This window comes from Candidatus Cloacimonadota bacterium, from assembly GCA_020532085.1.
GTDB lineage: Bacteria > Cloacimonadota > Cloacimonadia > Cloacimonadales > Cloacimonadaceae > Syntrophosphaera.
Genome location: JAJBAV010000001.1, coordinates 33,187 through 56,379, shown reverse-complemented (window position 1 = coordinate 56,379; position 23,193 = coordinate 33,187). Strand labels below are relative to the sequence as shown.

22 protein-coding genes and 1 pseudogene are annotated in these 23,193 nt (G+C 47.6%); all 23 read left to right on the top strand.

Annotation, left to right across the window (positions count from 1 at the left end; all coding sequences use genetic code 11):
- Positions 1-156: 156 nt before the first annotated feature.
- The 23 genes and pseudogenes from LHW45_00255 to LHW45_00145 all read left to right on the top strand — a co-directional run bounded on the left by LHW45_00255 (position 157) and on the right by LHW45_00145 (position 22,401).
- Positions 157-1,308, top strand: a complete 1,152-nt coding sequence (locus LHW45_00255) for a glycosyltransferase (GenBank protein MCB5284017.1) — start codon at positions 157-159, stop codon at positions 1,306-1,308.
- Positions 1,309-1,317: 9 nt separating this feature from the next.
- Complete coding sequence (locus tag LHW45_00250; GenBank protein MCB5284016.1) at positions 1,318-2,010, top strand: NTP transferase domain-containing protein; 693 nt, start codon at positions 1,318-1,320, stop codon at positions 2,008-2,010.
- A 204-nt stretch (positions 2,011-2,214) separates the two neighbouring features.
- Positions 2,215-3,192 carry an NAD-dependent 4,6-dehydratase LegB gene (locus LHW45_00245; GenBank protein ID MCB5284015.1) on the top strand — a complete coding sequence of 326 codons (978 nt, stop codon included), beginning with the start codon at positions 2,215-2,217 and terminating at the stop codon, positions 3,190-3,192.
- Between the two features lie 36 nt (positions 3,193-3,228).
- Positions 3,229-3,633, top strand: coding sequence for a four helix bundle protein (locus tag LHW45_00240; GenBank protein MCB5284014.1), 405 nt, complete (start codon positions 3,229-3,231; stop codon positions 3,631-3,633).
- Positions 3,634-3,638: 5 nt separating this feature from the next.
- On the top strand, positions 3,639-5,009 hold the full coding sequence (locus LHW45_00235; protein ID MCB5284013.1) for a LegC family aminotransferase: 1,371 nt from the start codon (positions 3,639-3,641) through the stop codon (positions 5,007-5,009).
- Positions 5,002-6,066, top strand: coding sequence for a hypothetical protein (locus LHW45_00230; protein ID MCB5284012.1), 1,065 nt, complete (start codon positions 5,002-5,004; stop codon positions 6,064-6,066). The genes LHW45_00235 and LHW45_00230 overlap by 8 nt, the downstream gene beginning before the upstream one ends.
- A 50-nt stretch (positions 6,067-6,116) precedes the next feature.
- On the top strand, positions 6,117-7,196 hold the full coding sequence (locus LHW45_00225) for a GNAT family N-acetyltransferase (protein ID MCB5284011.1): 1,080 nt from the start codon (positions 6,117-6,119) through the stop codon (positions 7,194-7,196).
- A gap of 69 nt (positions 7,197-7,265) precedes the next feature.
- Entirely contained in the window at positions 7,266-8,615 is a 1,350-nt protein-coding gene (locus LHW45_00220) for a UDP-glucose/GDP-mannose dehydrogenase family protein (protein MCB5284010.1), read from the top strand.
- Positions 8,616-9,881: a glycosyltransferase gene (locus LHW45_00215; GenBank protein MCB5284009.1), complete on the top strand. Its 1,266-nt coding sequence runs from the start codon at positions 8,616-8,618 to the stop codon at positions 9,879-9,881.
- A 16-nt stretch (positions 9,882-9,897) separates the two neighbouring features.
- Positions 9,898-11,037 (top strand): CapA family protein, encoded by a 1,140-nt coding sequence (locus LHW45_00210; protein ID MCB5284008.1) that lies wholly within the window; start codon positions 9,898-9,900, stop codon positions 11,035-11,037.
- A 94-nt stretch (positions 11,038-11,131) separates the two neighbouring features.
- Positions 11,132-12,175 (top strand): hypothetical protein, encoded by a 1,044-nt coding sequence (locus tag LHW45_00205; protein ID MCB5284007.1) that lies wholly within the window; start codon positions 11,132-11,134, stop codon positions 12,173-12,175.
- Positions 12,176-12,196: 21 nt separating this feature from the next.
- Positions 12,197-13,303: a glycosyltransferase gene (locus tag LHW45_00200; GenBank protein MCB5284006.1), complete on the top strand. Its 1,107-nt coding sequence runs from the start codon at positions 12,197-12,199 to the stop codon at positions 13,301-13,303.
- A gap of 7 nt (positions 13,304-13,310) precedes the next feature.
- Positions 13,311-14,441, top strand: coding sequence for a CapA family protein (locus tag LHW45_00195; protein MCB5284005.1), 1,131 nt, complete (start codon positions 13,311-13,313; stop codon positions 14,439-14,441).
- 172 nt (positions 14,442-14,613) lie between these two features.
- Entirely contained in the window at positions 14,614-15,663 is a 1,050-nt protein-coding gene (locus tag LHW45_00190; GenBank protein ID MCB5284004.1) for a hypothetical protein, read from the top strand.
- Positions 15,664-16,626 (top strand): glycosyltransferase, encoded by a 963-nt coding sequence (locus tag LHW45_00185; GenBank protein ID MCB5284003.1) that lies wholly within the window; start codon positions 15,664-15,666, stop codon positions 16,624-16,626. It begins immediately after the preceding gene.
- Between the two features lie 453 nt (positions 16,627-17,079).
- Positions 17,080-17,220, top strand: a pseudogene (locus tag LHW45_00180) (acyltransferase).
- A 4-nt stretch (positions 17,221-17,224) separates the two neighbouring features.
- A complete protein-coding gene (locus LHW45_00175; GenBank protein MCB5284002.1) occupies positions 17,225-18,223 on the top strand; it encodes a DUF354 domain-containing protein in 999 nt (332 codons plus the stop codon).
- Complete coding sequence (gene wecB / locus LHW45_00170; GenBank protein MCB5284001.1) at positions 18,220-19,326, top strand: UDP-N-acetylglucosamine 2-epimerase (non-hydrolyzing); 1,107 nt, start codon at positions 18,220-18,222, stop codon at positions 19,324-19,326. The genes LHW45_00175 and wecB overlap by 4 nt, the downstream gene beginning before the upstream one ends.
- Positions 19,314-19,712 (top strand): VanZ family protein, encoded by a 399-nt coding sequence (locus tag LHW45_00165; GenBank protein ID MCB5284000.1) that lies wholly within the window; start codon positions 19,314-19,316, stop codon positions 19,710-19,712. The genes wecB and LHW45_00165 overlap by 13 nt, the downstream gene beginning before the upstream one ends.
- 180 nt (positions 19,713-19,892) lie before the next feature.
- The gene (locus LHW45_00160; GenBank protein MCB5283999.1) at positions 19,893-20,534 is read left to right on the top strand and encodes a hypothetical protein; all 642 of its coding nucleotides are present in this window, start codon (positions 19,893-19,895) and stop codon (positions 20,532-20,534) included.
- A gap of 27 nt (positions 20,535-20,561) precedes the next feature.
- Positions 20,562-20,939, top strand: a complete 378-nt coding sequence (locus tag LHW45_00155) for a GxxExxY protein (GenBank protein ID MCB5283998.1) — start codon at positions 20,562-20,564, stop codon at positions 20,937-20,939.
- A 57-nt stretch (positions 20,940-20,996) separates the two neighbouring features.
- Positions 20,997-21,926, top strand: a complete 930-nt coding sequence (locus LHW45_00150) for an SDR family oxidoreductase (GenBank protein MCB5283997.1) — start codon at positions 20,997-20,999, stop codon at positions 21,924-21,926.
- Positions 21,927-21,984: 58 nt separating this feature from the next.
- On the top strand, positions 21,985-22,401 hold the full coding sequence (locus LHW45_00145) for a GxxExxY protein (protein ID MCB5283996.1): 417 nt from the start codon (positions 21,985-21,987) through the stop codon (positions 22,399-22,401).
- Positions 22,402-23,193: the final 792 nt, after the last annotated feature.

Below are 23,193 nucleotides of genomic sequence, written 5' to 3'. Positions count from 1 at the left end.
ACACCAACGATCATCCAAGTAATAGCTGCTACACAGCATCAACGACTCTCTAATATGAAATCAGTTATATTTATTATCTCATTTAGTCCCGCCTACAAGGAATGGGGGGATAAGCCCAGGCCGTGGCCCAACTGGACAACCCCCAATGGAGGTTGGGTGGGAATTCCCGCGCTTGATTGGGGAGATATTCTGCTTAGGGCTTTGGCCAGCCATGCGCCCGACTATCGCTGTGAGGTTTGGCAGCCAGACCTGAGAGCGGACAAGGTTTATCGCGCCGAATTCGGAGATAACTTCAGCCATAGCAATTTTCCCGCGGTGATGATAAAAAGAATGAAACTGGGGCAGTTTCGGGAAGAAATCTACTCGGATAAGCTTCTGCAATCTGTAATGAAACTAGACAGCCCAGACACGGTTTTCATGCTACCCGTCTCCCGGCATACACATTGGATGCGCCGAATCAATTCGGCGGTAAAGCTTGGCAAGATATTGCATTACAACTTTCTGAATTCAAGCCTCATGTTGCCTGTTCGCTACGGTGGAAAAAGCATTACGAAAGCCATTGGCACTTTTATGGCCAACCGCATTAAATCAGCATGGATGTACAGGGTGAAAAACCTACTCACAATGAAAGATAGTCCCCAAGCCCTCGCCACCTTTCAGGCGCTGTATCCCGCCCTGCGGATCTTCTATTTCATGTGGGGCTATGACCTTGATTATTGGAAGCCTGTATTAGGTAAGAAGGCGGCCCGGAAGGATTTGGGCCTGCCGCAGGCTGGCTTTGTAATCGTGCTTTCGCAGAGATTGTCTCCGGAGTATCAGGTGGACAGGGTTATCGAAGCATTATCCAAGTTGAAAGAAAGATACAGCTTCAGTTGCTATATAACCGGCCATGGCCTCAATGAATACGAGCAGTATCTGCACGAGTACACTGCCAGGCTTGGCATGGCCAAAAGGGTCCATTTTGTAGGTTTTGTGGACGACGAAACCCTGCGCAAGTACTTTGAATCAGCTGACCTGTTCATAAATCTGCCGGTTAACTCGGCAGGATCAGCCAGCGCGTTGAAAGCGACAATGACTGGCGTCCCTGTGCTGCTGATACCCACGGGAGCTTTGTACGAATTTCTCACTAGCCAGGGGGCGGGTGAATTCGTCGATCCACTTGATCATGATAGCTGGGCAATAAAAATTAGTCAGGTGTTGGAGGGGAAGATCCAAATCCTGGTTCCCTCAAGAGAGGTTTTGGCTGAATATTTCAGCTGGGCCAGAAATATCAGGGATGTGCGTAATGCCATCGAAAATGCCAGATAGAGGGAGAATATGAAGGCAGTGATTCTTTCAGGCGGGTTGGGTAGCCGGCTTAGGCCATTCACTGAGGTAATTCCCAAGCCACTTCTGCCCATAGGTGAAAAAGCTGTATTGGAGATCCAGATCGAGCATCTTGGCAGGCATGGCTTCAAAGATATCTATCTGGCTACGAACTACAAATCAGATTACATTGAGAATTTCTTCGGTGACGGCAGCAAGTACGGGGTTAGGCTCATCATCAGCAAGGAGATCAAGCCACTGGGAACTGCCGGCCCTGTAAGGCTGCTACAAGATGCGCTCACAGAGCCATTTCTGGTGATGAACGGGGACATCCTCACGCAACTTGATTACAGCAAACTGATTAGCTATGCCTGTCAGCGCGATTCGCTGCTGACCATCAGCACGAAGGAAATTGTGACGCCTTTCCAGTTTGGCAACATCTTCACTGAAGGCGACTATGTGACCGGGATAGAAGAAAAACCCAATATCAAGACCACCATCTTGGCAGGCATATATGTATTCAAACCGGAGTTGCTGGATATAATACCCGCAGACACCTATTATGGCATGGACTCTCTCATAAAGGATATGCTGGCACGGGGTATGAAGATAAGCCACTACCCCATTAGCGAATACTGGCTGGATATCGGGCAGATCGACGACTATGAAAAGGCGCAGGATATCTACAAGGAACATTTTCAATGATCCGCCACAATTGATCTACCACGAATGACCACAAATAAAAAAGCACGAATGGCCACGAATGAGTTTGTTGGGAAAGTATTGATTAATCAAGTTCATAGCTGTGAATTTCAGGCATTGAAGTTTGCTATTGCAGTCGCTATTAAACCTTATATTTGTGAAAATTAGTGTCTTTTATTTGTGCTCATTAGTGGGAAAGGAATAAACATGAAAGTTTTGGTGACAGGAGCAGACGGATTCATCGGCTCCCATTTGACTGAAGCCTTGCTGGCCGCCGGATATGAGGTGCGGGCTTTGGCTCAGTATAATTCCTTCAATCACTGGGGTTGGCTGGAGGATATTCCTCTCCAGAAAGCCATGGAGGTTGTTTGTGGAGATATACGCGATCCGCATTTCTGCAGAATCATAAGCAAGGATATCGACGTTATCTTTCATCTGGCTGCCCTGATAGCCATACCCTATTCTTACACTGCTCCGGACAGCTATGTGGACACCAATGTAAGGGGAACTCTGAACATCTGCCAGTCTGCCCTGGATAGCAAAGTGAGAAGGATCATCTGCACGTCCACCAGCGAAGTGTACGGCACAGCCCGGTATGTACCCATCGATGAAAAACATCCCCTGCAGCCCCAATCCCCTTACAGCGCCAGTAAGATCGGAGCGGATGCCATGGCCATGAGTTTTTATAACGCCTTTAAACTGCCCCTAACGATCGCCCGCCCCTTCAATACCTACGGACCCCGGCAATCGGCCAGGGCGGTGATACCCACCATCATCACGCAGATCGCCTCGGGTGTGAAAGCGATTAAGCTGGGTGACGTGAGCCCCACCCGGGATTTCAACTATGTGGACGATATCTGTCAGGGCTTTATCCAACTCGCCAAGTGTGACCAAGCGATTGGGGAAGTGGTGAACATAGGCTCAAACGCTGAGATATCCATAATGGACACCCTCGAACTTATCAAAGACATTACTGGTAGCGATGTGGAGTTTATACTGGACAAACAGCGCGTGCGCCCGGAAAAATCTGAAGTGTTCAGGCTGTGGTGTGACAATGGCAAGATTCAAGCGCTGACCGGATGGGAACCACGGCACACACTCCGGGAGGGGTTGGAAAAGACAGTTGAATGGTTTTCAGATCCACGTAACTTGGCGAAATACAAACCAGGAATATATAATGTTTAGAGGGTTTAGACGGTTTAGAGTGTTGAGAGAGTTGATATGATCAGAGAGTATGGTTTTGAAAAACTCAGCGTATGGCAAAAAGCGAGGAAACTGGTGAAAGAGATCTACTGCCTCACAAGATCTTTGCCGACTGAAGAGAAATATGGGTTGATTAGCCAAATACAACGCGCAGCGGTATCTGTGAGTTCCAATATTGCTGAAGGAGCTTCCCGGCAAAGCTCAAAAGATCAGGGACACTTTTACCAGACTGCCTATGCCAGCCTTATGGAAGTGCTGTGCCAACTCACGTTGTGCTTGGACTTGGGTTATATCGATGAGGTTAGCTGTCACAACACCAGAGAATCAATCGATGTGATCTCATACCAGCTAACTCAGCTGAGAAATGCCGCCATAAAAAAACCTACTCAACCTTCTAAACCCTCTAAACCCCCTCAACCATAGCAACAATGAACTTTCAACCGATCATCGACTTCATCCACTCCTTGTATCCTGGCAGGGAAACCATTCCCCTCCAAGAACCCTTCTTCGGAGGTAATGAAAAGAAATACCTGCTGGACTGCATTGATTCCACCTATGTGTCAAGCGTGGGGAAATATGTGGACCGCTTCGAGGACATGATCCGGGAATTCACCGGAGCGAAATACGCTGTGGCAACTGTAAACGGAACTGCTGCCTTACACGCGGCTCTACTGCTGGCCGGCGTTCAGAGAAATGATCTGGTGATCACCCAGCCTCTGACTTTCATTGCCACCTGTAACGCCATCGCCTACTGCGGAGCGGAACCTTTGTTCATCGACGTTGACCGGAAAACTCTGGGTCTCTCCGCAGATGCCTTGGAAGCCTGGCTGGCTAATAACGCAGTCCTTTCTGAGTTTGATGGAACTTTACAGTGTTTCTATCTACCACAAATGGGCACAAATGAAGGAGCACGAATTTTCACAAATGTTAACTCACAAGGTAGCGAAGGAGAAAGAGTTGGACGCCAGACCAAAGGCGCTGAACCGATCACAAAGCCGGTTAACCAAAATAAACCCTCCCAACCCTCCAGTGAATCATTCGTGCGCATTTGTGATCCTTCATTCGTGAACATTAGTGGGCTAAAACGGATATCCGCCTGCGTGCCCATGCATACTTTCGGCCATCCCTGCGAAATTGATAGGATCGTTGAGATTTGTGGCCGGTACCACATTCCGGTGGTGGAAGACTCAGCGGAATCCATTGGCAGCTACTACAAGGGCCGGCATACGGGGACTTCTGGATTGTTGGGGATATTGAGCTTCAACGGCAACAAAACCATCACCACCGGTGGCGGCGGGATGATCCTTACCAACGAGGATGATCTCGGCAGATTGGCCAAACATGTGACCACCACAGCCAAGGTTCCCCATGCCTGGGAATTCTTGCACGACATGACCGGGTTCAATTACCGGTTACCGAACGTCAATGCCGCGCTGGGTTGCGCCCAGATGGAGATGTTGCCCCAGATACTGAGGCGCAAGCGGGAGATCGCCCAGCGCTACCATACATTCTTCGCCAAAGACAGCGAAATGACCCTTATCTCTGAACCTGACCATGCTATTTCTAACTATTGGTTGAACGCCATTCTGCTGCCAAACAGTGAATTGAGGGACGGGTTCCTGGAGGAGTCAAAGCGCAGCGGCATAATGTCCAGGCCTGCCTGGACCCTGATGAACAAACTGAATATGTACAGCTCCTGTCTGGCGGGGGAGTTACCCAGCGCGATGGACATTGCCTCACGGCTTGTAAATCTGCCCAGCTCTCCAGGATGGGCTGCTCCGGATGGGGCCTATGCTTAAAAGATTCGCTGTCGGCGGTGAGTTTCTTATCCATCCTGGGTTACTGTTTGGCCCATACTTAGGGCAGTTCTCTAAATACGGGCTGGAAAATACTGGGTATTACCGCCAGTACACTTTTGGGGCCTACTATTCGCTGAAAGTGATAATTGAGCACTTGAGTATGGACAGCACTCAGACAGTTTTGTTGCCCTCGTATCTTTGTCCAAGCATTATCCGGCCCTTCCGTGAGGCTGGCGTTAGCTACGAATTTTATAAGCTGAAAGAGGGGTTGCTGCCTGACCTCGGTGATATCGATAGAAAGGCTGGCCCGGGTCTTAAAGCGATCTTGTTCATTGATCATTTTGGTTTGCCCCAAAAGGAGAATTTGAAAGATATTATGAGCTGGCTGAAGCAGCGGGGGGTTGCGATCCTGCAAGATGCGGTGCAGAGCTGGCTGAATAGCGAGAATGAGTTATATGGGGATTATTGCTTCAACAGCCTGAGGAAGTACACTCCCTTCGAAGCGAGCGTGCTCATGTCTCGAGAACCCCTGCGCTTCAATACTTCCCTCAGGTCCATTATTCCCTTTTTGGCCCAAAAACGTACAGCTCAGGCATTGAGATATCTGCACCTTGAGACGGGTCTGCTTTCTCCCAAGGCGTTTCTGGGGTTGCTTGACAAAGCCAATGCCTGCTACCACCAGCCGGGTGTGATCGGCATGCCCCGGGTGAACCGTTATCTGCTGGATAAAATTGATTATACATTGTTGGGAAGGCAGCGAAGGTCTGTGTTCAAGCTGATACTACACAGCATATCGCCCAATTTGATAATCAAGCGTGAATTGGGTGAGGTTGTGCCCTTGGGAATGGCGGTATATCTGAGGGATCGGGATGCCAAAAAAAAGGCTCTGCACAAGCTGGGTGTTCACTGTCCCCTGCATTGGCTGCTGTCGAAAGAGATCGATAGAAAAGAGCATGAGTATTCCTGGGATCTGCAGGACCACGCACTTACCCTGCCGCTGAATGTGGGCGCTGAGGCCCTTGGGGAATATATCTCCAAATTGGGAAGCGTGCTTTGATAGGCTTGTTTCCCAAGTTTACGAGCAAATACTGATCCGGATAATCAAGCATGGAATTTGGCGTAGATACACTCGATGATTGTACTCACTGGAACAGGTTGTACGCAGCCCTGCCAAATATGGGGAGAGTCCCCTATTTCAGCCCAGATTACTACCGTGCCTACCAAATGGTCGAGCCAGGAGAAGCTGTCTGTTTCTGGGCGGTGAAAGATGATAATAATTTTCTTTTTTACCCCTCGCGCAAAAGAAGCATTAATGAACTCGGGTATGAACTAAACCAGACCTACTGTGACCTGTGTGGGGCTTACGGCTACAACGGGCCTGCTGGGCAAGCGGAAGATCCTGCATTTATAGATGAGTTCAATAACCAGGTAATTGAGACTCTCAAAGCATCGCAAGTGGTAACGGAATTTGTGCGTTATTGCCCGTTGACTGGGAACAGGCAGTTCCATCTTTACACTGACCAAACAGCTGTGTTGGATAATGTATTCGTGGATATCTCCCAAGGCTTGGACAAGGTTTGGGATTTATCCTTCGAATACAGGGTTAGAAAAACTGTCCGCAAGGGTGTTTCCTATGGTCTCAACACATTGATTCTGAGGGGTCTGGAAATATCTGAACAGCAACTGGCCGTCTTCTGGGATATATACTCGAAAACAATGGATCGTAATGGCGCCGATGGGTTCTACTATTTCAACAGAGGCTTTTTTTCGGAACTCACAAAGCTGTTGAGGGAAAGGCTGATACTCGCGCTGACCTATTTGGGTGAAATAGTTCTGAGCTGCGAGATACTTTTATGCGACGGAGAGCTAGCTTATGGTTATTTGGGGGGTACATTAAGTGATTACTACCAGTACAAGGCCAATACGTTTCAACGCTGGGAACTGATCAAATATCTACATTCCATTGGTGTAAAGAGATATTCAATGGGTGGAGGGGCTTCACGTGGGGATGGCATCTACAAATTCAAGCTGAGTTTTGCGCAAAACTGCTGCAATCCTTTTTATATTGGAACCAAGATACATCAGCCCGAAATATTTGCGACGATAAAGGGAATGTGGCAATCCAAATACCCTAAAGCGGTGGAAGCAAATTCCGTGAAGATTCAGGGCTACAGGATCCAATACTGAGTGAGCCTGCTCAATGCAGCAGCTTTCTTACTACTGTGGATAATTGTTTAACCAATATTGGTGGCTGGCGTGAGAAGCTTTGTCATGTGCAACCTAAACGATAATAAAGGCAGGAAAATGAGAATCTCCATATTTGGTTTGGGGTATGTGGGGTGCGTGAGCCTCGGATGCCTTGCCCAGAACGGATTTGATGTCATTGGCATCGATGTGAACCGATCAAAGGTTGATCTTGTTAACCAAGGGTTGGCGACGATCGTAGAGAAGGACATAGACAAGATAATCAGGGACCAGCATGCCCTGGGTAGGATAACTGCCACAACAGATCATTACCAGGCGGTTTTAACCAGTGACCTGTCCATCATCTGCGTGGGGACGCCCTCCACGGAGCGGGGGAGCCTGAATCTTGAATACATTTACACATCAGCCCGCCAGATAGGAGAGGCCATCGGGGATAAAAACTCTCATCACATCGTTGTGATTAGAAGTACAGTCCTCCCGGGAACCAATCACCGACTTGGAGAGATTATCGCTGAAGCATCCGGGAAAAAGAGAAACGAAGGCTTCTCCGTAGTTTCCAACCCGGAATTCCTGAGAGAAGGCTCGGCAGTGGAAGATTATTACAATCCACCCTTCACACTAATTGGCACAGACAGCCCACAAGCTGCCAATGTAATGAGGGATGTATATGAGAAAGTTAACGGTGAGTTTGTAGAGTCTGACATCCTCACTGCAGAGATTATAAAATACGTGAACAACAGTTATCACGCGCTTAAGGTGACATTTGCCAACGAAGTTGGCAATATCTGCAAGAAACTGGGTATTGACTCGCGCGAGGTTATGAGGGTTTTTTGCCTGGACAGGCAGCTGAACATTTCCCCTTATTACTTCAAACCTGGATTCGCCTATGGCGGATCCTGCCTGCCCAAGGACCTCAAGGCTCTGAAAACCCTGGCGCTCGATCACGCCATGGCTTCACCAGTACTGGAATCGATCGAGGCCAGCAATCAAAACCACATAGCCATGGCCACGGAACTCATTAAATCCAAGGGTGGGAAAAAAGTAGGGATTCTGGGGGTGGCTTTCAAGGAGGGTACCGATGACCTTAGATACAGCCCGATCATCAAGGTCATCGAGGATTTGCTGCCTGAAGGTTATGAGATCAAAGCCCATGACAGCTTCGTGCAGCAGGCTCTCCTGATCGGAGCGAACCGGGAGTATATAGCACGGAATCTGCCTGTCCTTCCAAGTATTTTAACCCAGGAGGCAGATGAAATATTGGCTTGGGCAGATACGATTGTGCTGAATAGAAAGGAAAAAGCTTACATAGAACTCCCGGCAAGATATCCCTGTGTTCAGTTCATAGATCTGGTTGGAACAGGTTCTGCCAGGCGGGAAAACTATGAGGGCATTTGCTGGTAGATGAAGATACACATTGTGTTTCCTGGGCCATTGTTCCCCCTGGCAGGAATGAGCCAGGTCAGGATGCTGAACCAGTTGAAAGGGTTGAGCGCTGATCATGAGATTGTTTTTTCCGACATCCTTGCCAAGTCAGGCGGGCAGAAACAAACAATGCAGACCATGAGTGACCTTGGTGTGGAATACCATCCGCTGCTTTCTGCGAGCTATGGAAAGGGAAGGCTGGTCAAAGCCGCAAGAGTGCTTGCGCTTAAACTTGGGACGTTACTCACACCCATATCCAAGGAAGAATTTTCTGTAAGCTCAAGACAGATCAAGAATCAGTTGCTGGATCTTGTTGGCAATTTGAGACCAGATGCTTTCCTGATACATTATTGGTATCTTGGCTTTTTGTTCAAACAGGTTGACAAGGATATACTTAAGATCATTGACACTCATTATCTGGTGGAAGAACATATGGAGCTCTTGAAAGCTGGCAAGTACGCCGAAGGCAGAATCGCATCTCTTCACCATAAGATACAACTGGAGCATAGTCTGGATCGACAGCGGAGATGCTTTCTGGCATCCGATCTCGTGATCGTAAATTCCGAAAAACAAGCCAGTCTAATCAACTCTTGGGAGCCAAAGGTTCCTGTGTCCGTTACGGTCAACGGACAGGATCTGGGGCCATACCTCAGCTATAGGAACGAACATCGCCGCGAGACCGCCGTCCTTTTTTACGGTTCCTTGGGAAACCAGTTCAACCGCAGGGCTTTAAAACGCATACTCACGAGCATCCTGCCTATGATCAGGGAGTCAATACCAGAATGTACACTATACATCGTTGGGGCCAACCCACCCCTGGAGATTATTGAGAATGTTAAAGACGAATCAGTTATTGTAACTGGATATGTGGATGACATCAAGCCCTATCTGACCCGGTGCAGGGTCATGCTGCTGCCCTTGGAAACTGGGTCAGGGTTCAGGGGAAGGGTGGTTGAATTGCTGGCCTTGGGAATCCCCATCGTTGGCACTTGGAACGGACTGCAGAGCGTGGGCTTTCTGGATGGCGAGCATGGCTTTCTGGCCGAAACTGATGCAGATACTGCGCAAAGGGCCATCGAGCTCCTTCATGATACTAAGTTATGGGTGCGTATCTCAAACAACTGCCGATTATTCGCGAGAAAGGCCTTTTCCCTGGAGAACACATATGGACGGCTGTCGGCAACAATATCGGCCTTGCGTGATTCTTCCACTCAAAACAACATAACTGAACACGCAGGCTTTTAAATCGGTGGAGTTGAGCATGGTTAATATCGCCTTTGGTCACCCTGAAAGTTGCGATCTGTTCATTACCGGTGATTTTTGCCCTGTTTCAGACCATCTGAACCACGAACTTAAGCTTGAAGCAGAATTAACGGCTACTTTGCAAAGAGCCCGTTTGAGATCTGTCAATCTTGAATGCCCCATAACCAGCCAGCTTCAAGCGATCAAGAAGACCGGCCCGGCCTTGAAGGCTCCTGCTTCAGCGCTTGCCTTGTTTAAAGTGCTAGGTATAAACTTAGTTAATCTAGCCAATAACCACATGATGGATTATGGAATGGAGGGTGCCAAAGATACTCTAGCTTCTCTCGAGGGATTGGGTATTCTTCATGCCGGGCTTGGCCGAGTAGGGGATGAATCATCTCCAGTGGCCGAGATAGGTAGCCGTCGGGTGGCTTTTGTGAGTTTTACTGAGAATGAGTTGTCGACTCTGGTCAGGCAGAACTTACGTGCTCATCCTCTGGACCATTATTTTCAGCTCAGGCAGATCAGGCAAGCCAAAGCTTCTGCCGACTATGTGGTGGTACAGTATCATGGTGGAGCCGAGGGTTATCCCTATCCCAGTCCGGGCCAGAAACGCTACGCCAGGTATATGGTGGAGTTGGGCGCGTCCCTGGTTGTCTGCCACCACAGCCATTGTTACTCAGGATTTGAAACTTATCAAGATGTGCCGATATTTTACGGACTGGGGAATTTCTATTTCCCCAAAGACTATGAGCCTGCTTCTTTTTACACGGGATTGGGGCTCTGTGTAAACTTCCAAGAAACTCCTCGCGTGAACGTCATTGGAGTGAAGTTGGATATAAACTCTGGAACACTGAGTAGCAGTATTGAAGATACCCGAGTGGTTGCCGACAGCATTGTAAAGCTCAACGCCATTATCAATTCTGATACAAAGCTCCAGACAGAGTGGGATCATTTTTGCGCGGCCACCAAGAGGAGTTCACTCAGCGCTCTTGACCACCACCCGAGGATCAATAAACTACTTATCAAGATAGGAGTTAAAAAAGATGTGTCAAACTGGGCGACTCTTGGCCTTCTGAACAGAATCAGGTGTGAAACGCACAGGGAACGCATGCTCACAGTACTAATGAAAGTGCTGGAGGAGAAAAGCGAGATATGATATACAAGGTTTCCAACAAGCACACAATTTTGGCGGTCAGCATGTGCCGCAAACCTGTTGCATCTTCCATCCGCACGCATTGCAAGGAATACTGATGAAGATTGCCATCCACGACAGGAAGAACAGCTATAGTGAACGTTGGATCAAGTATTGTGAAGAAAAAAGGATTCCCTATATACTGGTAAATTGCTATGACAGCGATATTCTGGAACAGGTGAAAGATTGTCAGGGCTTGATGTGGAACTGGAGCCATAACGATTACCGGGATCAGAATTTTGCCCGCCAGTTGAGTTTTTCAGTTGGAAGAATGGGCATAAAGATGTTTCCAGACTACAACACCTGCTGGCATTTTGACGACAAAGTGGGGCAAAAGTATCTTTTGGAGTCAATTGGAGCCCCTCTGATTCCCTCATTTGTTTTTTACAACAAAAGAGACGCTTTGAGATGGGTCAGCAATAATGAATTCCCCAAGGTTTTTAAACTCAGGGGTGGGGCGGGCTCTGCCAACGTAAAGCTTGTTAAGTCAGCCGCTCAAGCCAGGGCTATGGTTAACAGAGCTTTTGGCAGGGGGTTCCCCTCAGTGGATAGATACTCCACTCTGCAGCAAAGGCTTTGGGTGTTACGTAGGGACAAAAACCTTAAGGCTGCCATGTATCTAATGAAGGGACTGGCTAAGGTCATCAAACCGCCCAGATGTTTGGGCATGTTGCCCCGGCATAGAGGTTATGTGTATTTCCAGGATTTCATTCCCGGCAACAATTATGACCAAAGGGTTTTAGTCATAGGTAACAGGGCTGTATCGCACAGAAGATACATCAGAAAGAACGACTTTCGCGCTTCTGGTAGCGGACTGGTACACATAGACAAGGAACCCGGTGACATTGAGGCGGTTAGAATTGCTTTTGAGGTAAGCAATGTACTTTCCACCCAGTGTCTGGCTTTTGATTTTCTCCATGACCAAGAATGCTCTCCACTTATAGTTGAGATAAGTTATGCCTCACCGTTGACCGTGTACGACCTTACTCCAGGTTATTGGAATGTAAATCTGGAGTGGGTCGAGGCAGAAGTGAATCCCCAGTATTTCATTATTGAAGACTTTATTTCCAGTATTCAAAGTCAACTTAAGAAAGCCGATTAAGTTTTATTTGTTAACACGTCCGTGAGCCGCATCAAAGTACTCCACATTATCTCCAGTTTGGGCAGGGGAGGTAAAGAACGCCAGCTCTATGAGCTACTGAAAGTTCTGGGTGCCCAAATTGATTTATACCTGTTAGTCCTTCACCAAAACTTGTCTTATCCAATCGCAGGGCTTGGGATCCCCTATTATACCTTTAGTTCCGCTCAAAGAAAACAGATTGGCACATATAGGGCTGTAAATGATAGGATTTATAAAATAAGTCCTGATGTTATCCATTACTGGGATGCCGTAAGCTCATGCTATGCTTTTGCCGGGCGTGTCGTTTCGAGATATGTATTGATAGATGGATCAATCAGATATGCTGGAAAACTGAAAGCTTCATTGCCGGCCAAACTACTCAAAGCGACTAGATTTATGCTTGCGGATCGCATTGTTGCAAACAGCATGGCCGGGCTGCGTGTGGAAGGCTTGGCTGCATCCAGGAAAGCTTGCACTATCCATAATGGCATGGATATCTCCAGATTTGATATTGATCCAGGTTTTTCTGCCCAAGCAATGGGCTTGGACAATAACATGGTAAAAATTGTCATGGTGGCCGGATTCCGCCCGGCCAAGGACCACGCGACCCTAGTTAAGGCCGCAGCGTCATTGTGTGCCCAGTATAATAAGCTCCAATTTGTCCTGATCGGAGATGGGGAATGGAAAAATTCAGTGCAGCATATGATCCCTGTTGAGATAAGTGACAAAGTTCTATTCTTGGGAAACAGGGAAGATGTTGAACAGATCCTGTTGCGTTGTGATATCGGAGTCCTGCTCAATAACACGCGAGGCCATGCCGAGGGCTTATCCAACTCCATAATGGAATACATGGCCGCCGGGTTGCCAGTTGTGGCAACCAATGCCGGAGGAACACCGGAATTGGTGGTAGATGGAGTTACTGGATATCTTGTGAATAGCTTCAACACTGATGAGTTGATCCAGAGATTGAAAACCCTGATCAACTCAATCGATTTGCGGAATCGCTTTGGCAGGGCGGGCCGTCAACGAATTGAGTTGGATTTTAGCTTGGACCTGATGGCAAAAAAATATCTTGCGCTTTACCAAGAATTGGCCGGATCCTGTAAATGAGTTAGGGATGAAGGATTCATATGATTTATTGATCGGTGGGGATTTCGCTCCGGATTGCCGGGTGGAACCATTCAACCCATTTGGCCCCAGGTTATCCAGATTGGTAAACTTATCTGTCTACACGATCATAAACCTTGAGTCTCCATTAACAGACCGCGGCAAGGCTATCTCAAAAACAGGAAGGAGCTTCAGAACCAGCCCCCATTATGCAAAGATATTGAAACAAGCAGGGGTGGATTGTGTTTGTCTGGCCAACAATCACATACGTGATTATGGGGATCAAGGCGTTACGGATACAATCAGCTACTGCAGGGATGCCGGCTTGGACGTCGTCGGAGCGGGTCGAAGCCGTTCCGAAGCTTCTTTGCCCCTGATAAAACAAATTGGTACTCAGCAGGTAGCCTTTCTGAACTACTGTGAAAAAGAGTTTAGCATAGCAGATGACTGTCAAGCTGGCGCAAACCGCTTTGACCTGATCGACGCCTGCCACGATCTCAGCAACTTGAGAGGCCGGGTTGATAGGATCATAGTGATTTACCATGGAGGCCTTGAATATCACCACTATCCAACCCTAGAAATGAGGAAAGCCCTCCTATTTCTTCTTGAGTATGGGGCTGATGCGATTGTGACCCATCATACCCACGCCTATAGCGGCATGGAAATACTTCAGGGAAAACCAGTGTGTTATGGGTTGGGAAACCTATTTTTCCCCGCCAAGGGCAAAACAAACACGAGCTGGTTAACAGGCACAATTGCTGGGTTAACGATTGAATATGAGCGGGTTGAATGTGCGTTGCTGGTAACAGGAATGGATAACGATATGCAAGGCGTTGATTTGCTTTCTCATGGCAACTATGACAAAGTTATGGATCATTTGGCCAAATTGAGTGGCGACATTGCTAATGGGACTTTGGAAAAATACTGGAGCGGCATGTATAACTCTATGAAATATGATGTGGTCACTGGTTTTGCGGCAACCTCCAAAACAACTTTGAAGCTAAGAAAACGGCTGGGTTTGAAGATAAAGAGACTAAGTAAATACAGAACTAACATCTGGTTGAATTCCCTGCGCTGCTCCAGCCACCGGGAGAAAATGATCAGTGTCTTGGAGCTGATCCAGAGAGAACAAGAAAGGTGATCAATTTCCGATAGGCACGCGATCCTGCATTGTATCTTTTGATTAACTGCTCTCCAAATGCTTGGTTGAGAATGTGGTAGACACTGGTATTGTTCTACGTTTCATCGGTATATAAAATAACGAAAGCAGCCTCTGCAAATGTCTGCTATGACCATAATGAGGAATTTGTATTATGAAAACTGTGATCCTTTACTGCCGTGATATCAACATGACCACCTTGTGGAGGCAAGCTTGCGAGAAATTAGCTGTTGACCATGAGTGTATTGACGTTTCTGCACACGATTGGTTGTCGAGGATAAGATCTGCCCATCCTGATTTGGTATTGCTCAGGCCTCCTGGCGATGTCGAATCTGATAAGATAATGTTTGACGAACGCTTGTACGTGATTTCCAAAGTATTGCGCATTAAGACCTTTCCAACATATGAAGAGATTCTGATCTACGAAAATAAAAAAATGTTAAGTTATATTCTTGAGGCACAAGGGTTACCGCACCCCAAGACCAGGGTGTTTTATGATAAGATTGAGGCTCTTGATTATGTCTCACATTGTGATTACCCGGTTGTGATGAAGAGCTCAATCGGCGCTTCCGGTATAGGAGTCTTGGTGATGCGCGATTCCAAGAAGGCGGCAAGGTATGTTCATCAGGCATTTTCCAAGAGAGGTGTTCCAATGCAGATTGGTCCCAATAGAGTGATTGGCTCCGTGGGAAAATGGGTAAGGACAGCGCTAAGCGATACTGCCAGAGCCAGGGATCGCATATCTCAATACCACAGGATTTCGGTTAACAGGCCCAAAAATTTCATGATCACACAGGAGTATATTCCTCATGATTTTGAATGGAGAGTGATTGTTATCGGAAACTCGCATTATGCATATCAGAAATCTAAGTATAAAGATAAATGCAGCGGAACAAAGAGTCGAGAATACGTTGATCCGCCAAAAGCAATCCTTAACTTCGCGAGTTATGTATGCAGGGAAATGCGTATCAATTCCGCGGCAATTGATATGTTCGAACATGAAGGAGAGTACTTGATCAACGAGATCCAGGCAATATTTGGATATTATCCAGGCTATATCATGATGGAGGTGAATGGGATACCAGGCCGATACGAGTATAGGGATGGTGAATGGATATACATTGAAGGAAGGTCCGATTCAAACGAATCTTATGAGTATCGACTGGAACTGGCGCTGAAACTTTATCAAGAAGGAAACCTATAATTGAGGGTCCTTTTCGTTTGTAGCGGCAATTCCAAGAAATTTTTCATTAATCCCTTCATTGCCGCGCAAGCCGATTCTTTAGTTGAAGCAGGTGTTGAGATTAAATACTTTCTTGTTAAAGGCAAAGGTCTCTGGGGTTATCTGCGGCGTGTTTTTATGCTGCGCAAGCAGTTAATGAGCAAAGAGATCGATATCATCCATGCCCATTATTCCTTATCTGGTATAATGGTATCGCTTGCTTCTATTAAGGGTTTGGGTTGTTCAAGCAAAAAAATTCCTGTTGTAGTCTCCTTGATGGGTAGCGATGTAAAGGGTGCCGGGCGTTGGCTGGGCGTTATCCGATTTCTTGTGAGATGGTCATGGGATGCGACGGTCGTGAAATCCAGAGACATGAAAGTACGCCTTGGCCTGGAATCTCCGATGGTAATCCCCAATGGAGTCAACATACAGATATTCAAACCTATGTCTGGTAGTGAATGTAGGCTAAGGCTTGGTTTGAGCCTGGAGAAAAACATCATACTATTTGGGGCCGACCCCACCCGGAAAGTGAAAAATTTCCCCCTTGCAGAAGACTCAGTTGCAGGGATGTCGGACAGGAACTGCCAACTTATTGCCTTGGGCTCGGTCCCTCATGCTGAAGTGCCAGTATATCTTAATGCCTGTGATGTCCTGCTTCTTACATCAAAGTGGGAGGGTTCGCCCAACATAGTCAAGGAAGCCATGGCGTGTGGTACTCCCGTTGTGAGTACTGATGTGGGTGATGTTAGGTGGCTTCTGGAAGGATTGAAAGGATGTTTTGTAACATCCCAAGACACCTGCGACATAAGGCAGAAATTGGAAAGGGTCCTGGATCTTGCCGGGAAAACCGGTGGTAGGGAGAGATTGGTTGAGCTTGGCTTAGATTCAGTTAGCGTGGCCAACAGACTGATAAACTTATATTTGGATGTATTAGGTTATTGTTAAGGAAATATTAGTTCATTCGCGGTACAAAATTAACACTGAGGCTCTAGTTGACTGGGTAATGATCAATAATTGGCGACGTTAAACCAAAAAATGGACTAAGGTCGATAGCGTTATGGAATGGAAAAAATGAAAAACAGACCAATGAATAGTATTGTCAAAGGGCTTTCGAATCGTTTTTTGCATCATTTTGCCCGGCATTGTTTCCCAAGTGTGGTAAGAGTATTCCTGCACCGCCTGAGAGGTGTGAATATTGGCAGTAACGTTCTAATCGGACTGGACGTGATGCTGGATGATGACGGACCAGAACGCATAACTATCGAAGATGACGTATTTCTTACCTATGGTTGTATGCTTCTAACACATCAAAGGGACATCACCAGCTATGCAAGAAATACTTGGGTTGGGAGCCTGCCCTTCAAGCAAGCCCCCATCCTGATCAAGAAAGGTGCTCATATAGGCGTTGGAGCCATCATCATGCCCGGTGTAACAATAGGTGAGGGGGCGGTTATTGGGGCCGGAGCGGTTGTAACCAGAGATATTCCAGCCTATAGTCTTGCGGTTGGCGTTCCTGCAAGAGTGGTCAAGGAGTTCTGATCCCATGAGAATTTGGGTTGATATCACAAACACCCCCCACGTTCATTTCCTACATCCAATAATTCGGCATCTTGGACAGAAGCATGAAGTATTTGTTACGGCGAGAGACTTTTCCGAGACCATACCCCTGCTAATGGCAAAAGGTTTGAACCCGATAGTCCTAGGTGACCATAAAGGAAAATCCAAGCTTAAAAAGGCTATGGGTTTGGTATCCAGGGTTTTTCTGCTTCATAAGACTATCCCCGAATTTGACGTCAGTATTTCCATCGGCGGCCAGATAGCATCATTGGTTGCCTATCTGAGAAGAAAGCAGTCGATCGTCTTTACGGATAATGACATTTCATATAAATTCCACGTTTACAAAATTGCAAAATACTTCATATTTCCTGCCTTTTTTGATGTAAAAAATGTTTTATTGAAAGCCAAAGGATCTGCTAGGGTTTTTCAATATGATGGCTTCAAGGAGCAGATTTATTTAGCAGATTTTAAACCCGATCCTTCATTTTTAGAATCCCTGCCTTTCGATGAGTTTTTGGTGCTCAGGCCTGAGAACCTGAAAGCTTCTTATGTGCCAGCTAATACCAGATCCATAGTTCCTGAACTGCTACACTCATTACAGGATCATCATATTCTATATTTGCCCCGATATCCAGAAGAGCGAAAGCAAGCCAATGGCTATGCTAACGTATATATGCCCGATCAGCAGATCAGTGGACTAGACGCGTGCTATTACAGTCAGGCCGTTTTGACAGGGGCCGGTACTTTTGCCCGTGAAGCAGCTTTGTTGGGTAAACCATCAGTTAGTTTTTTCCCTGGGGTTAGATTGTTATCTGTTGACAAAGTTATGGTTGAGCAAGGCTTGATGTTTCATTCAAGGTCGTTGGAAGACATAGTTGATTACATTAACAATCCCCCCAAATTAAGAGATATAGCTTCGGGGAATGATAAGGTGCAAGCAGAGGTGTTTACTATGTTGGATAATATACTTGTGGAGATTGATTGACAACGCTAGACCTGATCGTGGGAGCACGCCCGAATTTCATGAAAATGGCTCCTCTTTATAGGGCGCTTATGGCCAACCGGGATCTATATAGACCTGCTGTTATTCATACCGGGCAGCATTACGATGAGAAGATGTCCAAGCTGTTTTTCCAGGATCTGGGGATGCCGGAACCCAGCGCGTATTTGCAGGTTGGTTCCGGTTCACACGGCCAGCAAACCGCCAGGATCATGGAGCGATATGAAGAGTATCTGCTGTTTGGCAACAAACCTGACCTGGTGATCGTGGCAGGTGATGTTAACTCAACCATAGCCTGCGCCTTGGTGGCAAAAAAACTTCAGATTCCCGTTGCCCATTTGGAAGCTGGCCTGAGAAGCTTCGACGAGAGGATGCCGGAAGAGATAAACAGAGTGCTTACCGATAGGGTATCCGACCTATTACTGACCCCGTCCCCCGACGCGGATATGAATTTGCGCAAGGAAGGAATAGCACGGGATAAGATCCATTTTGTGGGCAATATCATGATCGATTCTCTTGTCGAACATCTCGAGAAAGCAAAAGAATCTTGTATTATACGTGACCTTGGACTTCACGATTCGGATGAACATTGCCTGATAACCCTGCACAGGCCTTCAAATGTGGATGATCCGGAGGGTTTGTCAGTCATCCTAAAAGCTTTTGCCGAAATTGGCAGAGACCAAAAACTAGTTTTCCCCATGCATCCACGCACCCAGAAAAACATCCTGAAGCTTGGTTTGCATTCTTTGCTGAAGAGTATCCCGAACATAGTGATAACTGAGCCTGTTGGATATCTGGACTTCCTTAAACTGGAAATGACTTCCAGCCTGATACTAACTGATTCTGGTGGCGTACAGGAAGAATCGACATATTTGGGCATTCCCTGCCTGACCTTGAGGGAAAACACCGAAAGGCCCATAACAATTATTGAGGGCACCAATAGGCTGGTTGAACTCGATGTAAAGAGCATTGTTGAAGCGGCGCAGGAAGCAGGGCAACAGCCAACCATGGTCAAACCGAAGCCCAAGTTCTGGGACGGGAAAACTGCCAGCCGGGTTGTGGAGGTTATTCAGGATTGGCTAGGATAGCATTCTGGGTTTTGCTGACGTTGCTCATGATCATCAATACCGTACCTCTGAGTGATCAGACAAGCAAGCATTTGACTACGCGAGTTGTTAAAGGTGCGCAAATGACCAGGTTGGACTTCATGCTGCACCTGTTTTCGTTTATGGTTTTGTCGATTCCTTTTACATTGGCTCAGAGGGGAAAGAAGTGCGTTTTTAGATCAAAAGCGATATGCAAATACGCGTCAATTTCAATAGCTTGTGCTTTCGCCTTTGAGATGATCCAATTGGCACTGCCCTACAGGACCTTGAATCCCAAAGACCTGGTGTTTAATCTGATCGGAGCTGCTCTTGGCATAGTGATTGTTATAACTGCTGATGCTACCCGCGGGATCAAAAAATTAAGATGAAGCACCTTGGTTACTGACATACATAAATTGGCCGATTATATGCCCCAAGATTTTACTGTAAAAGCGTACGTTTTTCTTATGCGGGCACTTATAGATACTAACCGGAAGTTCCAGACCTTCTGGTCCCATCTGAACGAACCGGCATCCAGAGCTGTCATCCTCCGCCACGATGTGGACAAGATGCCGCGAAACTCCCTGGCCTTCGCCCGTATCGAGCATGATCTGGGTATAAAAGCCTCATATTACTTCCGGATCGTGCCCCAGTCCTTCCAACCGGAGATCATCGAAGAAATTGCCGCCCTGGGCCATGAGATCGGCTACCACTACGAGGACATGGACCTTGGCAATGGTGACGTCGACAAGGCCTGGCATTCTTTTCAAAAGAACCTGGCCAAACTCAGGGAACTGGTTCCCGTACAAACAATATGCATGCATGGCAGCCCCCTATCCAAATGGGACAACCGGGACCTCTGGGAAAAGCATGATTATCGGGAACTAGGGATCATTGGCGAGCCCTATTTTGACCTTGATTACAGCAAAGTGTTTTACCTAACCGACACCGGCCGCAATTGGAACAGCGTGGATAGCAGCATACGGGACAAAGTAGATTCATCTTTCTGTATCGAGATAAAAAACACCCAGCATCTGATCCAACTCATCCGCGAGGGCAAGCTGCCTGACCAGATCATGCTAAACACCCATCCCCAGAGATGGAACGACAACCTTCTGCTGTGGGGGAGGGAGCTGGTTTGGCAATCTGCTAAGAACCAGGTTAAAAAAGTGGTTTCCCGCAGATTATCGCAGAAAAAAAGCGCAGATTAACGCAGATTATACAGGTTGATGGACAAAATGACTGAGAATGATATAGGTTATCAGATCCGTGGCGCTTGTTTCAAAGTGCATAATGAGCTGGGTCCTGGTCTGCTTGAATCAGCCTACGAGGCAGCATTAGCGTTTGAATTGGGGAGCCTGGGATTATCGGTTGAGACTCAGGTGCCGATAAATGTACTATATCGGGGTCTTGAACTGGGTACGTCTTACCGGATCGATATCTTGGTGGAGGGGAAAGTGCTCATTGAACTGAAATCGGTCGAAAAGCTGTCCGATCTTCATCACAAGCAGCTCCTCACCTATTTGAAATTAGCAAACATAAAGCTCGGCTATCTGGTCAATTTCAACACAGACTCGATGAAAGACAGCATAATTCGGCATGTTAACAATCTTTAGTGATCCGCGTTTATCTGCGCTTTTATCTGCGTGAATCTGCGGGAAACCGAGGCATAAATGATATACTTAGTCACCGGCGGGGCCGGCTTCATCGGCTCCAACATCGTTAGGGAACTGCTTAACCAGGGCCAGTCAGTGCGGGTGCTGGACAACTTTGCCACCGGCAAGCGGGAAAACATCCTGCCCTTGATGAAGGACCAGCAGCTCACGATGATCGAGGGCGACCTGCGCTCTTTCCACATCGTGCGCGCCGCTGTCAAGGACGTGGATTACATCCTGCACCAGGGCGCTCTGCCTTCCGTGCCGCGCTCAATCAACGATCCCATCACCTCCAACGACGTGAACATCCTGGGCACGCTCAACCTGCTGGAAGCGGCCAAGGAATTTGGCGTAAAGCGAATCGTCTGCGCCTCGTCATCCTCGATCTACGGCAACAGCGAAACCCTGCCCAAGGTGGAGACGATGCCGGTGAATCCGATGTCGCCATACGCGCTCACCAAATACGCCCAGGAGCGTTACTGCCAGGTCTTTTACAGCCTCTATGGCCTGGAAACCGTGTCCCTGCGCTACTTCAACGTCTTTGGCCCCAACCAGGACCCCACCTCGCAGTACAGCGCCGTGATCCCCAAGTTCATCAAACTGATCCAGCAGGACCGGGAGCCCATCATCTACGGCGATGGCAGCCAGAGCCGGGACTTCACCTTCGTGGAAAACAACGTCTGGGCCAACATCCAGGCCTGTACAGCGGCCAAGGCTGCCGGCGAGGTGATCAACATCGCCTGCGGGGAGCGCTACACCCTGCTGGACCTGGTGCAAATGATCAACGCTATCCTGGGCAAGGACATCCAGCCGCGCTTCGAACCCGAGCGGCCGGGGGATGTGAAACATTCCTTGGCGGGGATCGAAAAAGCGAAGGAACTGCTGAGATATGAGGTCCGGGTGGACTTCCGTGAAGGCCTCCAGCGCACGATTGATTTTTTTAAATAGATCAGGGATGAACAGGATGTTGAGGATTTATGGGATTTTGTAGCAAGATGAGTGATTTATGATGGACAGCCCCGTAGATTCCATGCTTCTTAGTGAGCTTACTGACAGGATAATTGCCTGCTTCTATACAGTTTACAATTCCTTAGGTTTTGGTTTCCTGGAGAAGGTCTATGAGAACGCCTTTGTGCATGAGTTGAATAAACAGGGTCTTAAAGCATTAGCGCAGTATCCGATTAAGGTCTACTACGGCGGGATTCCTGTTGGAGAATACTTCGCGGATGTTGTTGTCGAAGGCTTGGTCATTGTCGAACTGAAAGCGGCTTCAACCCTTGCGAATGATCATATTCTACAGCTTCAAAACTATTTGAGGGCCACCAATATTGAAGTGGGATTGCTGTTGAATTTTGGGATCAAGCCTGAAATCAGACGCAAGACCTATCTCAATACCGACAAGAAAGTGATTGTTACAGAATAATAGACTCGGGATGAACAGGATGAAGTGGATTTATGGGAGTTATTACATTACAATGGACTACGGATTTCTTGAGCTAAGAAACAGCCCCAAGCGAAACTGGGGTAATGGCAAGTTTCCACGCAAGATTGAAGCGGTTCTTATCCAAATCCAGAAAGTTACTTTCAAAATCGCATCGATCCTTTTCATCCTGTTCATCCCTAATCTATTAACAAAATGAAATACAAGTCATCCAAGTATCTGCTCCTGTTGCTGGACATCCTGATAGTCGTCTTCGCCTTCCTTTTCGTGGCCAAGATCCGGGATGGCACAAGGCGCATCCTGGCGGACTTTGTCTGGTGGCGTTCCTTGGGCGCTTTCGTCCTGATCTGGATCATCGGCGGCATCCTGGGTGGCAAATACCTGCTCCAGAAAGTCTCCAACGGCGCCAAAATGGTGAAACAGATAGTGCAGTGCGACCTCTTTTCCGCGGCTGTCGTCTTTGGCGCCATGTACATATTCGACCAGTTCCACTATTCCCGGATGATTGTCCTGGGAACGATGCTGGGCAGCGTGGGCTTGGAACTCTTTTTCTTCGTGGGGCTGTTCTACGCTCTCAAATTCAGCCGGGAAAACCGGACCTATGCCGCCACGCCGCTGGTTACCAGGTCCCAAGCCCTGGAGGAGGCGCAGAGCCCGGCCCATTTTCTCCAAAAGCCGGAAGGCATTCCCACCCTCAACCACAGCAGCTACGCGCCGCCCTATTCCGAGTGCGCTCCTGAAGAGAGCATCCTTGTCCCCCTCTGGCAGAATTAC

Bases quoted from the DNA above. Each gene is read 5' to 3' on its own strand.
- LHW45_00250 (MCB5284016.1), top strand. From the start codon at position 1,318: ATGAAGGCAGTGATTCTTTCAGGCGGGTTGGGTAGCCGGCTTAGGCCA.
- LHW45_00245 (MCB5284015.1), top strand. From the start codon at position 2,215: ATGAAAGTTTTGGTGACAGGAGCAGACGGATTCATCGGCTCCCATTTG.
- LHW45_00240 (MCB5284014.1), top strand. From the start codon at position 3,229: ATGATCAGAGAGTATGGTTTTGAAAAACTCAGCGTATGGCAAAAAGCG.
- LHW45_00235 (MCB5284013.1), top strand. From the start codon at position 3,639: ATGAACTTTCAACCGATCATCGACTTCATCCACTCCTTGTATCCTGGC.
- LHW45_00230 (MCB5284012.1), top strand. From the start codon at position 5,002: ATGCTTAAAAGATTCGCTGTCGGCGGTGAGTTTCTTATCCATCCTGGG.
- LHW45_00225 (MCB5284011.1), top strand. From the start codon at position 6,117: ATGGAATTTGGCGTAGATACACTCGATGATTGTACTCACTGGAACAGG.
- LHW45_00215 (MCB5284009.1), top strand. From the start codon at position 8,616: ATGAAGATACACATTGTGTTTCCTGGGCCATTGTTCCCCCTGGCAGGA.
- LHW45_00210 (MCB5284008.1), top strand. From the start codon at position 9,898: ATGGTTAATATCGCCTTTGGTCACCCTGAAAGTTGCGATCTGTTCATT.
- LHW45_00205 (MCB5284007.1), top strand. From the start codon at position 11,132: ATGAAGATTGCCATCCACGACAGGAAGAACAGCTATAGTGAACGTTGG.
- LHW45_00195 (MCB5284005.1), top strand. From the start codon at position 13,311: ATGAAGGATTCATATGATTTATTGATCGGTGGGGATTTCGCTCCGGAT.
- LHW45_00190 (MCB5284004.1), top strand. From the start codon at position 14,614: ATGAAAACTGTGATCCTTTACTGCCGTGATATCAACATGACCACCTTG.
- LHW45_00175 (MCB5284002.1), top strand. From the start codon at position 17,225: ATGAGAATTTGGGTTGATATCACAAACACCCCCCACGTTCATTTCCTA.
- LHW45_00160 (MCB5283999.1), top strand. From the start codon at position 19,893: ATGCCGCGAAACTCCCTGGCCTTCGCCCGTATCGAGCATGATCTGGGT.
- LHW45_00155 (MCB5283998.1), top strand. From the start codon at position 20,562: ATGACTGAGAATGATATAGGTTATCAGATCCGTGGCGCTTGTTTCAAA.
- LHW45_00150 (MCB5283997.1), top strand. From the start codon at position 20,997: ATGATATACTTAGTCACCGGCGGGGCCGGCTTCATCGGCTCCAACATC.
- LHW45_00145 (MCB5283996.1), top strand. From the start codon at position 21,985: ATGATGGACAGCCCCGTAGATTCCATGCTTCTTAGTGAGCTTACTGAC.